Annotated in this window: 17 protein-coding genes; 6 read left to right on the forward strand and 11 right to left on the reverse strand. The window is 44.6% G+C overall.

The genetic code is table 11. The features are described from left to right. Positions 1-29: 29 nt before the first annotated feature. The 4 genes from ntdP to fabL all read right to left on the reverse strand — a co-directional run bounded on the left by ntdP (position 30) and on the right by fabL (position 2,278). The gene (gene ntdP, locus MWM02_RS16585) at positions 30-563 is read right to left on the reverse strand and encodes a nucleoside tri-diphosphate phosphatase (protein ID WP_064550620.1); all 534 of its coding nucleotides are present in this window, start codon (positions 561-563) and stop codon (positions 30-32) included. Positions 564-645: 82 nt separating this feature from the next. Further along, a complete protein-coding gene (locus MWM02_RS16590) occupies positions 646-918 on the reverse strand; it encodes a YgaB family protein (RefSeq protein ID WP_064550594.1) in 273 nt (90 codons plus the stop codon). Positions 919-1,281: 363 nt separating this feature from the next. Continuing rightward, the gene (locus MWM02_RS16595) at positions 1,282-1,470 is read right to left on the reverse strand and encodes a gamma-type small acid-soluble spore protein (protein WP_064550593.1); all 189 of its coding nucleotides are present in this window, start codon (positions 1,468-1,470) and stop codon (positions 1,282-1,284) included. 58 nt (positions 1,471-1,528) lie between these two features. Further along, complete coding sequence (fabL, locus tag MWM02_RS16600; RefSeq protein ID WP_244402468.1) at positions 1,529-2,278, reverse strand: enoyl-[acyl-carrier-protein] reductase FabL; 750 nt, start codon at positions 2,276-2,278, stop codon at positions 1,529-1,531. 68 nt (positions 2,279-2,346) lie between these two features. Between fabL and MWM02_RS16605 the strand changes: the two genes are divergently transcribed. After that, entirely contained in the window at positions 2,347-2,559 is a 213-nt protein-coding gene (locus tag MWM02_RS16605; RefSeq protein WP_064550591.1) for a hypothetical protein, read from the forward strand. Positions 2,560-2,573: 14 nt separating this feature from the next. Here the strand turns inward: MWM02_RS16605 and mutY are convergent, their stop codons facing one another. From mutY to MWM02_RS16625, 4 genes are all read right to left on the reverse strand, one after another. Further along, the gene (mutY, locus tag MWM02_RS16610) at positions 2,574-3,662 is read right to left on the reverse strand and encodes an A/G-specific adenine glycosylase (protein ID WP_244403641.1); all 1,089 of its coding nucleotides are present in this window, start codon (positions 3,660-3,662) and stop codon (positions 2,574-2,576) included. 113 nt (positions 3,663-3,775) lie between these two features. Then, on the reverse strand, positions 3,776-4,594 hold the full coding sequence (locus MWM02_RS16615; RefSeq protein WP_244402469.1) for a formate/nitrite transporter family protein: 819 nt from the start codon (positions 4,592-4,594) through the stop codon (positions 3,776-3,778). 25 nt (positions 4,595-4,619) lie between these two features. After that, a complete protein-coding gene (fdhD, locus tag MWM02_RS16620) occupies positions 4,620-5,438 on the reverse strand; it encodes a formate dehydrogenase accessory sulfurtransferase FdhD (protein WP_064550589.1) in 819 nt (272 codons plus the stop codon). Between the two features lie 285 nt (positions 5,439-5,723). Next, positions 5,724-6,071, reverse strand: a complete 348-nt coding sequence (locus tag MWM02_RS16625; RefSeq protein WP_064550588.1) for a Na-translocating system protein MpsC family protein — start codon at positions 6,069-6,071, stop codon at positions 5,724-5,726. Positions 6,072-6,370: 299 nt separating this feature from the next. Here MWM02_RS16625 and fdhF point away from each other — a divergent pair, with 299 nt between their 5' ends. The 3 genes from fdhF (at position 6,371) to MWM02_RS16640 (ending at position 10,973) form a co-directional block, all read left to right on the forward strand. Then, positions 6,371-9,334 (forward strand): formate dehydrogenase subunit alpha, encoded by a 2,964-nt coding sequence (fdhF, locus tag MWM02_RS16630; RefSeq protein ID WP_244402470.1) that lies wholly within the window; start codon positions 6,371-6,373, stop codon positions 9,332-9,334. Further along, positions 9,327-9,812: a helical membrane plugin domain-containing protein gene (locus MWM02_RS16635; RefSeq protein WP_244402471.1), complete on the forward strand. Its 486-nt coding sequence runs from the start codon at positions 9,327-9,329 to the stop codon at positions 9,810-9,812. Before fdhF ends, MWM02_RS16635 begins: the two co-directional genes overlap by 8 nt. A 177-nt stretch (positions 9,813-9,989) precedes the next feature. After that, positions 9,990-10,973: a metal-dependent hydrolase gene (locus MWM02_RS16640; protein ID WP_064550618.1), complete on the forward strand. Its 984-nt coding sequence runs from the start codon at positions 9,990-9,992 to the stop codon at positions 10,971-10,973. Positions 10,974-11,011: 38 nt separating this feature from the next. Here the strand turns inward: MWM02_RS16640 and MWM02_RS16645 are convergent, their stop codons facing one another. Next, a complete protein-coding gene (locus MWM02_RS16645; RefSeq protein ID WP_064550617.1) occupies positions 11,012-11,281 on the reverse strand; it encodes a YfhJ family protein in 270 nt (89 codons plus the stop codon). 119 nt (positions 11,282-11,400) lie between these two features. Here MWM02_RS16645 and MWM02_RS16650 point away from each other — a divergent pair, with 119 nt between their 5' ends. Continuing rightward, entirely contained in the window at positions 11,401-11,562 is a 162-nt protein-coding gene (locus MWM02_RS16650) for a small, acid-soluble spore protein K (protein WP_064550585.1), read from the forward strand. A gap of 20 nt (positions 11,563-11,582) precedes the next feature. Continuing rightward, positions 11,583-11,744, forward strand: coding sequence for a YpzG family protein (locus MWM02_RS16655; RefSeq protein WP_081260203.1), 162 nt, complete (start codon positions 11,583-11,585; stop codon positions 11,742-11,744). 45 nt (positions 11,745-11,789) lie between these two features. On the opposite strand, the gene MWM02_RS16660 is transcribed toward MWM02_RS16655, so the two are convergent. Both MWM02_RS16660 and recX read right to left on the reverse strand, forming a co-directional pair. Beyond that, a complete protein-coding gene (locus MWM02_RS16660) occupies positions 11,790-12,125 on the reverse strand; it encodes a YfhH family protein (RefSeq protein ID WP_064550584.1) in 336 nt (111 codons plus the stop codon). Next, positions 12,122-12,934 carry a recombination regulator RecX gene (gene recX, locus MWM02_RS16665; RefSeq protein WP_244402472.1) on the reverse strand — a complete coding sequence of 271 codons (813 nt, stop codon included), beginning with the start codon at positions 12,932-12,934 and terminating at the stop codon, positions 12,122-12,124. Before recX ends, MWM02_RS16660 begins: the two co-directional genes overlap by 4 nt. Positions 12,935-12,968: the final 34 nt, after the last annotated feature.

Here is a 12,968-nt window from a genome sequence, read left to right on the forward strand (position 1 = left end):
ACGAACAGGCTTTTTTGCTTCTCCCTTATTCACTTTCGGAGCGAAAGAAATTTTTCATACCACGTATCAATAAAATCCGGCGCAAACGGACCTTTTCGTTCATGAATCCAACTGACCAACTTTTTCACATTATTTTTTAAAATTCGGTCGATGACGTCTGGATAGTTCATTTCTTTACGGTGTCGTTCATATTCATCCTCATCAAGAAGAACGTATGTCATGTCAGGAAACACTTTAACATCCAAATCATAATCAATATATTTCAACGCTTCCTCATCCCATACAAATGGAGAGCTCAAATTGCAATAATAATAAATGCCATCTTCCCGAATCATGCCGATAATGTTAAACCAATGTTTTGCGTGAAAAAAACAAATTGCCGGCTCGCGCGTTATCCATGTCCGGCCATCCGCTTCCGTCACCACCGTTTTATCATTCGCTCCGATAATATATGCAGACGTTCCTTTCAGCACGATCGACTCTTCCCATACTCGGTGAATCATTCCGTTATGTTTATAACTATGAATTTGAATAATTTCTCCTTCTGCAGGATACCCTGTCATCATTCTCCCTACTTTCCTCTGGGAACTTCTCTTTTTTTATTATAACGATTGAAAATGCAAATGAAAATAAAAGAGAGCCATCTTAACGTGTTGAAGATGGCTCGCGCGTGTGACGGCGCTCGTTTTGATACGAAAGAATCACTTCTTCCGTTTGTTTTTCAAACATTTTTTGAATTTCCTTTAACTGCCGTTTCATCTGGCGGATTTCTTCTTGAATGGATTGGAGCTTCGCTTCTTGTTGCAGTTCGATCAATTGTTTTTCAATCGCTTGACAGCGCTCGATTTCCGAATGCAAAAATAAAAGCTTGTCCATCGTTTTCAGCTGCTCGTTCACCAAATGTTCAAACAGATCCACGCTCTTTTTCTCCCTTCTCTCCATTATGCTTATTACATTCGGGAAGGGAAGAAAAATTTCCTTTGACTATATATGTAAAGTTATGATAGCTTTTGTCGATAAAAGAAGGACGGCGAGCCCTTTTCCGAGAAATCATTTCCCTCAATATCGTACAAGCATGGGAAAAAATACTTACGAAGAATCGGCTCGCCGTCTCCTCGTTTTTTGTCGAGCCTCGGACGCCATCGGCTCGCGACGCTTCGGTTTCGCTATGACAGCAAAGCCCTCTAGCGCGTGCCGCGGAGCCAGGGATGGCAACGTTTCGCCATTGCCCACAACAGGACGTGGGCAGTTTTTAGGCGAAGTCAGTCGTCCTCCGCTACGTTACTTGCTTGAATTTTGCGTTTTGCGTGATTCTGCTTGCGCGTTTTGTTGTTTTACTTGTTGCGCATCCGTTTCTGCAGCAAATTCAGTGCCAAATTGGCCTGCTTGTGCAGATTGCGCATTTTGTTGTCTTACTTCTTGAATGTTAGTGCCTGCAGTTGTTTTGTTTGGTTGTTGTTGTTTTGCCATCGTTATCACCTCCACGTGACTTAATGTGCCCAGGAGGCGATGATTCTATCCATCCCAATTACAAAAGTAAAGATCTTCCACCATCAACGATAATCGTTTGGCCACGGATCATTTCTGCTTGGTCGGATAATAAAAACATTACTGCGTTGACAATATCTTCAGGTTTTACCATTCTGCCGGCGGGAGTTTTTGCAATCGCATCAGCCAGCAGTTCTTCCCGGTTTGGAAAATGTTTCAACGCATCCGTGTCGACCGCGCCGCCTGATACGGCATTTACGGAAATGTTTTTCGGTGCCAATTCGACGGCTAAATAGCGCGTCAATGATTCGACCGCAGCTTTTGAAACGCCGACAGCCGTATAATTTTCCAGATAACGGATCGCTCCTAACGAGCTGATGCTGACGATTTTGCCGCCGCCGACTTTCTCCATTCGTTTTGCCGCTTCTTGCGCGCAAAATAAAAGCGCTTTGCTGTTGATGTCCATCGTCCAATTCCAATGCGATTCCTCAAGCTCCATCGCCGGACGCAGCACACCTGAAGCAGCGTTATTAATCAGCACATCAACGCGCCCAAACGCTTCGTCCACTTGCGCGAACATCTCTTGAATTTTTTCGACTTTCCCAACGTTCGCCTTCACGACAAGTGCTTTTCGTCCCAGCGCTTCGATTTCTTGCGCCGTCTGCAACGCTGCTTCTTTGCTGCGCGCGTAATTAACGACAATATCGTATCCTTCTTTTGCGAGGCGAAGGGCAATCGCTTTGCCAATTCCCCGGCTGCTTCCTGTAACTACCGCAACTTTTTCACTCATGTTTTTCTCCCCTTTATGTATAAATGAATACATGCTACTTTAAACTAGAAAAAAAGGAGGCATTCATCATGTACGTTGGCCGCGATATGACCGAACTTTCAATGATCCCAAAATCGGAATGGAAAGATAGCGAACTCGCATTTTTTCACCATTCGTTGCAGCAAATTGCTCCGTATTTAAACGAAGAGGGGCAGACGATTCACCGCGAAATCATTGAAGAAATCGAAGCTCGCGGCGGGCTAAAAAATAGCGAATACCAATGGAACGAAACCAGAGTATGACTGAAACGGGTGGATTATCCACCTGTTTTTTTCTCTTTATACTCTTGCCAAATTCGTTGATGGGAAACAGGAAAAGCGTATAGGCCGATCTCTTGCTCATCAACGAGTTTCAGCTGTTCCGTTTCCGCAACATCGCCAATTATTTTGCCATCATAAACGGTAATATTCCAAACTAAATGAGAAAACACATGCTCTAAAGCAGCAAAAGGATTCCCAAGCCGGACCGTTGCTCCGTATTCTTCTTTCAAAAACTTTTCCAATTGTCTTTCCGGATTTTCCCGCGAATGAACCGCTTCGCAGTTCGGAAATTCCCATAAATTCGCCAGCAGCCCAGCACCGTCCCGCTTATGGATCAATACTTTTCCACGCTCATCTTTCAACACTGCAGCGGCAATCGCCACTTGCTTGACGTTCGCTTTTTTCGTTTTTACCGGAAGCTCCGTCTGCACCCCTTCTTGCAACGCCCGGCAATATGCTTGCACGGGACAAAGAAGGCAAGCGGGATTACGCGGCACGCAAATAAGCGCGCCAAGCTCCATTAACGCTTGGTTGAAATACGATGGATTTTCTTTTGAAATAATTTTTCGGACAATCGCTTCAAACAATTTTCTCGTTCCTGTTTTGGAAATATCGTCCCAGATGAGGAAAATCCGCGACAATACACGCATGACATTGCCGTCCACAGCCGGTTCCGGAATGCCATAAGCGATGCTTAATACCGCTCCTGTCGTATATGGGCCAACCCCTTTTAACTTGGAAAACTGTTCCGGATTGTCGGGAATTTTCCCTCCATATTGTTCTTTCACTTCTTTTACCGCCGCGTGCAAATTGCGAATCCGCGAGTAATAACCGAGCCCCTCCCACGCTTTCAGCACTTCTTCTTCGTCCGCTTCGGCAAGTGCTTCCAGCGTCGGAAACTGCTCTATAAACTTATTAAAATATGGAATGACGGTGTCTACTTTTGTTTGCTGAAGCATAATTTCCGACACCCATACTTTATACGGGTCGTTATCTTTGCGCCACGGCAGGTCGCGCTGTTCTTTTTCAAACCAACGAATTAAATCGCGTTGAAAGTCTTCCACCGCAAACCCTTCAAGAAACATTTTTTCCTTCACGTTGTTTCCTCCAGATGTCAGTATGTACGTTTTATTATATCATTGTTTGCAAAAAAACGCCTGATTTTGCCGAGACAGAGCAAAATCAGGCGTTCCGTCCATTATCTTGCCTCTTTCTGGACTACTTTTACGCGGGCGACGCTTTGTTTCGCTTGATCTTTCACATATACAACCCAATACAATAACGCGACAAACACACTTCCGCCGACCGCGTTGCCCAAAAAGACGGGAACGAAATTGCGAAACCAGTCCACCCATGTCGCGTGGCCGGCAAAGATCGCAGCAGGAATGACAAACATATTTGCGACGACGTGTTGAAAACCAATCGCTACAAATGCCATGACTGGAAACCAAATCGCCAGTATTTTTCCACCAATATCCTCCGCTCCATACGACAACCAAACAGCCAACGTCACAAGCCAGTTGCAGCCAATTCCAGAAACAAACGCTTGTATAAATGTATCATGAAGTTTCGCGTCGGCAATGGCAACCGTTTTGGCTAAAAACGGGCCTTCTGCCGTTAAACCGGCCACATGCCCAAACATATAGGCAACAAACACAGCGCCAAGAAAATTGCTTACGGTTACCCAAAACCAGCCTTGCACCAGCTTTCTAATCGTAATAGTTCTTGCCAACGCCGCCAATGTCATCGACATCATGTTCCCCGTCAGCAATTCTCCGCCAGCAATGATAACAAGCACAAGTCCTAGCGGGAACACCGCAGCACCTAAAAAATTGGCAAAGCTTCCCCATTCTTTCGGAACGTTACCAATCACGCGAATGTCCAATAAAAAGCCAAGCGCAATAAACGCACCTGCCAAAAAACCAAGAATAATTTGCGATAATACCGGCAAATTCGCTTTGCGCGTTCCCGTTTCAATCGTGATTTGCGCGATTTGCGACGGATTGCGATAAGCCATGTTTTGATCCCCCATTTGCCCTAAATTAGTTATTAGATTGCAATGTTTTTTCTTGTAATCCTGTTATTTTATTTGGATGCGTATATACGTTAAACGTATTGCCTCGAATAAACCCAACAACGGTAATGCCTAAATCGTTCGCTAATTCAAGCGCCAGCGTCGTCGGCGCGGATTTCGATAAAATAATGCCTATCCCCATTTTTGAAACTTTTAACAACACTTCCGACGACACTCTTCCGCTAAATGCGATCAATTTGTCCGATAACGGCAAGCCGTGTTGCAAGCAATATCCATAAATTTTGTCTAACGTATTATGTCTGCCAATGTCAGAGCGGACGATGACAAGTTCATCCGGTGTACAAAGCGCTGCGTTATGAATGCCGCCAGTCGCTTGAAAATCAGTCGATCTTTCCTGCAGCGACCGCATTAAGCGAAAACATTGATCCACACGAACGTTCGTGCTGTGCACAATCGTTTTTGCTGTTTTCATATCGTTATAAAAGTAAAATTGTCTGCTTTTTCCACAGCAAGATCCGATAAACCGTTTTGCGTAAAATTCTTTTTGAATGGACTGTTTCGTGACAAGCTCGACGTAGGCAAAACCGCGTTGTTCATCCACGGATATTGCCTTTATTTCTTTGCTGGAACGAATCAGCCCTTCCGAAGCCAAAAACCCGACAACCAATTCTTCTAAATGGGTCGGCGTGCATACCATTGTCGCGAATTCCTGTCCATCAACGACAATAGTAAGCGGAAATTCCACAGCGACTTCATCATCGAGCTGTTCAAATTGTTCGTTACGATACTTGATGATTTTTTGCTGCCGCATCACTGACGGCTCCATCGAATCCACCCCCCTTTTTCGGACTTATAAAAAGAAAAACCGCCACATTTTCTATGACGAAGGCATGCTACTCCTTCGTGCACATAGAAAAGTGGCGGTAGTTTCGACACAGAATTTCTGTGACAAAACCAACGCTCCAATCGCCCATGGCCAGGAAACTTAACTAACAACGGCGTTATCCGCTATTGCATAGCTAAGCTTCCTACCGTATAAAACATATAAAACCTGCTTTTAGAATACCATGAAAGCGTATTATAAAACAATACCGGAATTTTTTAGACCATTCTATTCTTTAATTGGTTTCTCAAATATAAATACGGAGACAGCAATATCTTCTTCTACCTTAATATCGTTAAATAAATAGAGCAGTTTGGATCCAGCCAGCTCTTCAAGGCCATCTGGCACTTTTTGCGCATACACTTCTTGAATCATTCGGGTGCGCGCCGTATGTACCATCTCTTTTCCTTCTGGCGACCTCGCAATAAATTTTTCCGTCGGCGTTAAATTTCCTTGCAATATGGTAACGGCGAGATTGTCGATGAAATACGTTTTAATCCGTTCCGGTCCTTTTCCAAACAGTTGTTTGCGGACTTTTCTCACTAAATCGTTAAACGCCGCTTCTTTTCTTGACATGGAAAAGCTCCTCTCCAATCGCAGATTTTCGGAAAATATAAATTTCTCTTCTTGTTTTATAAACAATACAGTACTATAATTATTATTGCACTTATAATTATAATGAAAAATCAAAAATAACATAATCATAGTGGAAAAGTAATAAGGAAAATAAAATTTCCTTGTTATTTTTCTACTAGTCTACCTTGAGGAGATGGATTGGTTATTTTAGCATCGCATGCTAAAAAACTACTCCACCATGACTTGCAGAATCTGCATTCATGGTGGAGTTTTTATTTTAATGATAAGGAGGTTTAGGCATGAACGAACAGTTGATAACGATTACAATAAACGGAAACAATTACAGTGCGAAACAAGGAATGACGATTTTGGAAGTCGTTAACGAAAACGGCATTCCACATCCGCAAGTTTGTTATACTCCTGAACTTGGAGCCATTCAAACATGTGACACATGCATCGTCGAGGTAGACGGAAAATTAGTGCGCGCCTGTTCGACTCCGGTAGAAGACGGGATGAACGTCGAACTCTCTTCAGCACGGGCGAAAGCAGCTCAAAAGGAAGCAATGGACCGCATTTTAGAAAACCACCTATTATATTGCACCGTCTGTGATAACAATAACGGAAACTGCAAATTGCACAACACAGCAGAATTGATGGGAATTGAGCACCAATCGTATCCATATCGCCCAAAAGTGGACCCATCGGAAGTCGACATGTCCCATCCGTTCTATCGCTATGATCCAAACCAATGTATCGCCTGTGGGCAATGCGTCGAAGTATGTCAAAACTTGCAAGTAAACGAAACGTTATCGATCGACTGGGAGGCGGAACGTCCTCGCGTCATCTGGGACAATGGTGTTCCAATTAACGAATCTTCCTGTGTCAGCTGCGGGCAATGCGTTACCGTTTGTCCATGCAATGCGTTAATGGAAAAATCGATGTTAGGCGAAGCTGGGTTTATGACTGGTTTAGATCAAGAAATTCTAAATCCGATGATCGATTTTGTCAAAGAAGTGGAGCCAAACTACACGAGCATTTTTGCCGTTTCTGAAATCGAAGCGGCGATGCGGGAACAGCGCATCAAAAAGACGAAAACGGTTTGCACGTTCTGTGGTGTTGGCTGCTCGTTTGAAGTATGGACAAAAGGACGGAAAATTTTAAAAATCCAGCCTGTCTCTGAAGCGCCGGTCAACGCGATTTCCACATGCGTAAAAGGAAAATTTGGCTGGGATTTCGTCAACAGCGAAGAACGTCTTACAAAACCGCTTATCCGCAAAGGCGATACGTTTGTAGAATCAACGTGGGAAGAAGCGCTTTCGCTTGTTGCGGAAAAACTTGGCGAAATTAAGCAAAAATATGGCGGCAATGCCATCGGCTTTATTTCGTCGTCGAAAATATCCAATGAAGAAAACTACTTAATGCAAAAATTGGCTCGGCAAGTGTTTGAAACGAACAACGTCGACAACTGTTCACGCTATTGTCAATCGCCGGCAACTGACGGATTGTTCCGCACAGTAGGAATGGGCGGCGATTCTGGTACAATTCACGATATCGCATCAGCCGGACTTGTCATTATTATCGGCGCCAACCCGGCGGAAGGACACCCTGTTTTGGCGACTCGCGTCAAGCGCGCTCACAAGCTATTCGGCCAAAAATTAATTGTTGCCGACTTGCGCAAAAACGAAATGGCGGAACGCGCTGACCTATTTATCAGACCAAAACAAGGCACTGACCAAGTATGGTTGATGGCAGTCACGAAGTATATCATCGACCAAGGATGGCATGACGAAAAGTTCATTCGCGAACGCGTTCATTTCTTCGATGAATTCAAAGAAGTGCTCGAAAAATATACGCTCGATTACGCGGAAGAAGTAACAGGCGTTGCGAAAGAAGACTTAATTCGCATCGCTGAAATGATCCACGAAGCGGATGGAACGTGCGTCCTTTGGGGAATGGGCGTTACGCAAAACACTGGAGGAAGCGATACGTCCGCGGCCATCTCAAACTTATTGCTCGCAACAGGCAACTACGGACGCCCAGGCGCTGGAGCGTTCCCGCTACGCGGTCATAACAACGTGCAAGGCGCTTGCGATATGGGCTCGCTGCCTGGCTGGCTCCCAGGATATCAACATATTACAGATGACGTCGCGCGGGCAAAATTTGAAAAAGCATACGGCGTCCGCATTGATGGAAAACCAGGGCTTGATAACATCCAAATGATTGAAGCTGCTGAACAAGGAAAATTAAAAGCAATGTATATCGTCGGCGAAGACATGGCGTTTGTCGACTGCAACGCCAACCATGTCCAAAAAGTGCTTTCAGAGCTAGACTTCGTAGTAGTACAAGACATTTTCTTGTCGAAAACAGCGCAATTCGCTGATGTTGTTTTGCCAGCAGCGCCAAGCTTGGAAAAAGAAGGAACGTTTACTAATACGGAACGTCGCATTCAACGTTTCTACCAAGCGCTTGAGCCGCTCGGCGACTCCAAACCAGACTGGTGGATCATTCAAGAAATCGCGAAACGGATGGGCGCTGATTGGAACTACTCTGGCCCGAAAGAAATTATGGATGAAATCGCAAGTCTTGCACCGCTATTCTCGCAGGCGCAATACGAAAACTTGGAAGGATGGAACAGCCTCTGTTGGGGCAGCTATGACGGTGCGCATACGCCAATTCTTTATAAAGAACGCTTTAACTTCCCGGATGGAAAAGCACGCTTTGCGCTTGCCGATTGGGTACAACCGACAGAATATCCGGAAGAATACGACTTGCTTGTCAATAACGGACGGTTGCTTGAACATTTCCATGAAGGAAATTTAACATACAAGTCGCAAGGCATTCAGAAAAAATTCCCGGAAGTGTTCGTCGAAGTATCGCCGGAACTTGCGAAAGAACGCGGCATCAAAGACGGCTCTCTCGTTCGTTTAGAATCGCCGTTTGGCCACGTGAAAGTGCGCGTGCTCGTCACAGACCGCGTCAAAGGAAAAGAATTGTTCTTGCCAATGCACTCGGCAACGAACGAAAGCGCCATTAACATACTTACCGGCCCTGCGACTGACCATCGCACCAACACGCCGGCATTCAAACAAACAAAAGTACGGATGCAAGTGCTAGAAGTCGACGGAACGCCTCCACTTCCGCGCACAAATCCGCGCTTTAAAAAGCGGAATCCGCGTAAAGGCGTCGAAGTCGAACGAAAATGGCGACGTCCGGATTACGTTCCTTTAACGGACGAATGGAAGGAGGCAGAGCCGCGTGGCTAAACCGATTACCGCCATTCAAAAACAGACGATTACCGAAGAAGAAAAACGTGAAAAAACAATTGAAGAACTAAAAACTTCGCTAACAGAAAAAGAAGAAGCCATCGCTGAGTTGCTTGCTATTATGGAAGAGCTCCATAATAGCGGCATACTCGAAGCGGTAAATGCGATGTTGAAGGCGAGAGAGGACATCGCGAAAATCGTCATCGGCCAAGCAAACCGCAAGCCGGTGACGACGGTCATTAATCATGTGATCGGGATTGCGCAGCTGCTTGCCAATCTCGATCCGCAATTAACTTCTAAATTATTGGAAAGCACAGCTTCTGGTGTTGCTGAAGCGTATAAACACGCGAAAGAAACAGAGAAAAAAGTTGGCATTTTCGATCTTTTAAAAGCGTTGAATGACCCTGATATTAACCGAGCGATCCGCTTCTTCCTTTCCGCTTTAAAGGAAATTGGAAAAAGGCTAAACGACGAATAAACGTTGAGTTTTCACAGCCATCTTTCCGTTTCGGAAAGATGGTTTTTCTTATATCGTAAACAGATGCGGAATATGTTACACTGACAATACAAAAAAGTTTCTCGTTTTTCTTTCGTCCTTGATCGCTTAAACGGGGTATACTAAATGGATGAGGCGAACAAAGGAGGCTTGCTTCAATTGGATACAGGTACGCATATTCTTATGGGAGTGGCGCTCGGCAGCATTGCCACGTTGGATCCCTCTGTCGCTTATGACCCCTATTTGTCTCATGCCGTGCTGATCGGCACATTAGCCGGCTCGCAAGCGCCGGATATCGATACGGTTTTAAAATTGCGAAACAATGCAAAATATATCCGCAATCATCGCGGAATTACCCATTCGCTTCCCGCCGTATGGCTATGGCCGTTACTCATTACAGGCATCATCGTTTTCTTTTATCCATACGTCAACGTATTTCACTTATGGTTATGGACATTCATCGCCGTTGCTGTTCACGTGTTTGTCGATATTTTTAACGCCTACGGCACGCAAGCGCTGCGGCCATTTACAAAAAAATGGATCGCGCTTGGCGTCATTAATACATTCGACCCGATCATTTTTGCTTTACACTTAATTGGCATTGGTTTGTTGTTTTTCGGAGTCCATCCTGGCTACGCGTTTTTAGCAATTTATGCGATCATCGCCGTTTATTACATTATCCGATTCCTCCAAAAGGCGCAGATTAAACAAGCCGTTCACGAGAAAATCCCCAACGTCGAACGCATTATTACCGTCCCGACGTTTCGATTCCGCGAATGGCATTTAGCGATTACCGCGAAAGACTACTTTTATGTAGGGCGGGTCAAAAACGGGCGCGTCCATATACTGGATCAATTTAAAAAATGCCCGCTTCCTGATGATCCCATCATCGAGGCAGCGAAAAAGGATGAAAACGTTGCTGCTTTTTTGTCCTTTTCCCCCGTCTACCGATGGGAACTCCATGAATATAACGACCATTATGAGGTGCGATTTACGGACTTGCGCTATCGCAGCAAAGACTATTATCCATTCGTCGCCGCAGTACAATTGGATCGCGATTTAAATATCGTCAGTTCATATACTGGCTGGATTTTTAGCGAAGGAAAGCTGCGAAAAAAATTAAACTTCATTGCAAATGGATAAAAATAATAGGCGGTGTTTGGAAACGCCCGCCTATTTTTTTAATGTTTTAAATAATCGTCTCGGTTTAACAAATGTTTGTATTTCGGATTTGTCGCTTGAAATTCATGCAACGTCGCTCCATATCGGTCTATCCATTGACGCACCACCCTTTCCGTCAGCTCTTTTCCCCTATACTCATGTCCGGCACGGGCGTATGTCGTTTCGAAATCTTCCCATAATAATTCGACCCACGTTCTCGCTTGAGCGTATGCAAGTGACGGATTTTTCTCGAGCAAATAGTTCGTCAGCCGTTCAAAATATTCGTTCATCGTCATTTTTTTCACCTCTTATGCCAACAATTTGAAATCATAAGATGGCAAAATATCCTCATAATAAAAATACGTGTTGGCCGCCAACACGAGTAACTGCAAAGGGGAGGAAATGCGCGATGCGGAATAAAGAAAGCAACTTCCCAAACCAGAACAATAACAAATTCGAAGGCGAACCCCGCGCGAAAGCGGAATACGCTTCGAAACGGGCAAACGGCACGATTAACACCCATCCACAAGAACGCATGCACGCTTCCGGCAAACGCGATGACAACTTTTAAAAATAGAGAGGTGTTCTGCCATGGGTCGCCATTCGCACAAAAAGTTTTATGATAACTTATACTCCAACCCTTTCCAGCAGCCATGGGCAAATCCCAAACATGCCCACTCACAAGTGAACGGTGAAACCCAACAAACACTTGACTTAATTATCCTTGAGCGCCAAACTCGGAAACAATCATAGCGTATCGAACCTAGAGAATTCTTTTTCTTCTCTAGGTTCTCTTTGCTACAATTTCGGCTTCCGCAATAATGAAATCGGCAGCGCTTCTTCTTCCCCGTTCCCTTTTAGCCGGTATCCCCATGCAAATACCCCTTTCAAATAGCGCACTTTAAAATATTCCCCCGGATCTCCGTCGATCTCATATATTTCTCCCGGTGGGAAATCATTTGGATCAAGCAAATACGCTTTTGCCATCGCGATTTTTCTTTCATACACGGCGTATTCATTAACCATTCCCATCCGTTCCGCTTTGCGCGCTTTTTCCGTTAATGCCGCGATTTCTTGATGCAATTCTTGCTCTGTCATTTCACTATAGCGCTTTTGTTCTCCTTGTGCTTTCATCGTTGATCCTCCCTTAATTTTGCTAAAAATTGCTCGATCATCTCCAGCGGGAAGCCTTTCCGGTATAATGCTTGTTTCATTTTTTGTTCATACATCGGGCCATCGTATTTTTCATAGCGGCGATGCGCTTTTCTCCCTTGATATTCCAAAGCTTCCCACTCCTGTTCCTCCTTTTCATCACATTCTGATGCCAGCACCTGATCGATAACTTCCTGTGGAAACCCTTTTCGATATAAAAGCTGTTCGATCTGATACTTCCATTGTCGCAAAGACTGCTTTGCCCGTTGTTTTTTTGCTTTTTCGCAAAGCGAGCGCGCCGTTTTCACTTGCTCGTCAAATGAATACATCGCAAGGCTTTGCTCAATCCATTCCGTCGCAACTCCTAACTTTTCAAGTTCTTTTCGAATAACGTACGGACCTTTTACAGTCGTTTGTTTTTGCGTACGAACATAAGCAAACGCAAATTCGCGGTCATCGACATATTTATTCTCTCGCAGCTTATGTAGCACTTCTGCAATTACATCTTCGGGCGCACCTTTTTTTTTCAGGTGATGGATGACCTCGTGTTCAGACCGCATGCGGTGCGATAAAAAATGTAAAGCCTGATTATACGTCTTTTTGACTTGATCCGCATATACTATTTCTTGTAAGAAATCCTCATCGATCTTCATTCCTTTTTTCAGGCGGAATTGAAGCAACACGTCTTGATCAACGGTGATTACATCTATTTCTCCATTTTCTTTTTGCATCGTGACACGAAAACGTTCGTGGCTGTTTGGCTGAACGGCTATATTCGTAACGATCCCCATCGATTTTCCCTCCGCTTTTATCGTATCATAAGAA

The organism is Parageobacillus sp. KH3-4 (genome assembly GCF_022846435.1).
Taxonomy (GTDB): Bacteria; Bacillota; Bacilli; order Bacillales; family Anoxybacillaceae; genus Parageobacillus; species Parageobacillus thermoglucosidasius_A.

What these genes read in the sequence shown, in the direction of transcription:
- ntdP (WP_064550620.1), bottom strand. Translation starts at nt 563, where the DNA reads ATGACAGGGTATCCTGCAGAAGGAGAAATTATTCAAATTCATAGTTAT.
- MWM02_RS16595 (WP_064550593.1), bottom strand. Translation starts at nt 1,470, where the DNA reads ATGGCAAAACAACAACAACCAAACAAAACAACTGCAGGCACTAACATT.
- fabL (WP_244402468.1), bottom strand. Translation starts at nt 2,278, where the DNA reads ATGAGTGAAAAAGTTGCGGTAGTTACAGGAAGCAGCCGGGGAATTGGC.
- MWM02_RS16605 (WP_064550591.1), top strand. Translation starts at nt 2,347, where the DNA reads ATGTACGTTGGCCGCGATATGACCGAACTTTCAATGATCCCAAAATCG.
- mutY (WP_244403641.1), bottom strand. Translation starts at nt 3,662, where the DNA reads ATGTTTCTTGAAGGGTTTGCGGTGGAAGACTTTCAACGCGATTTAATT.
- MWM02_RS16615 (WP_244402469.1), bottom strand. Translation starts at nt 4,594, where the DNA reads ATGGCTTATCGCAATCCGTCGCAAATCGCGCAAATCACGATTGAAACG.
- fdhD (WP_064550589.1), bottom strand. Translation starts at nt 5,438, where the DNA reads ATGGAGCCGTCAGTGATGCGGCAGCAAAAAATCATCAAGTATCGTAAC.
- MWM02_RS16625 (WP_064550588.1), bottom strand. Translation starts at nt 6,071, where the DNA reads ATGTCAAGAAAAGAAGCGGCGTTTAACGATTTAGTGAGAAAAGTCCGC.
- fdhF (WP_244402470.1), top strand. Translation starts at nt 6,371, where the DNA reads ATGAACGAACAGTTGATAACGATTACAATAAACGGAAACAATTACAGT.
- MWM02_RS16645 (WP_064550617.1), bottom strand. Translation starts at nt 11,281, where the DNA reads ATGAACGAATATTTTGAACGGCTGACGAACTATTTGCTCGAGAAAAAT.
- MWM02_RS16650 (WP_064550585.1), top strand. Translation starts at nt 11,401, where the DNA reads ATGCGGAATAAAGAAAGCAACTTCCCAAACCAGAACAATAACAAATTC.
- MWM02_RS16655 (WP_081260203.1), top strand. Translation starts at nt 11,583, where the DNA reads ATGGGTCGCCATTCGCACAAAAAGTTTTATGATAACTTATACTCCAAC.
- MWM02_RS16660 (WP_064550584.1), bottom strand. Translation starts at nt 12,125, where the DNA reads ATGAAAGCACAAGGAGAACAAAAGCGCTATAGTGAAATGACAGAGCAA.
- recX (WP_244402472.1), bottom strand. Translation starts at nt 12,934, where the DNA reads ATGGGGATCGTTACGAATATAGCCGTTCAGCCAAACAGCCACGAACGT.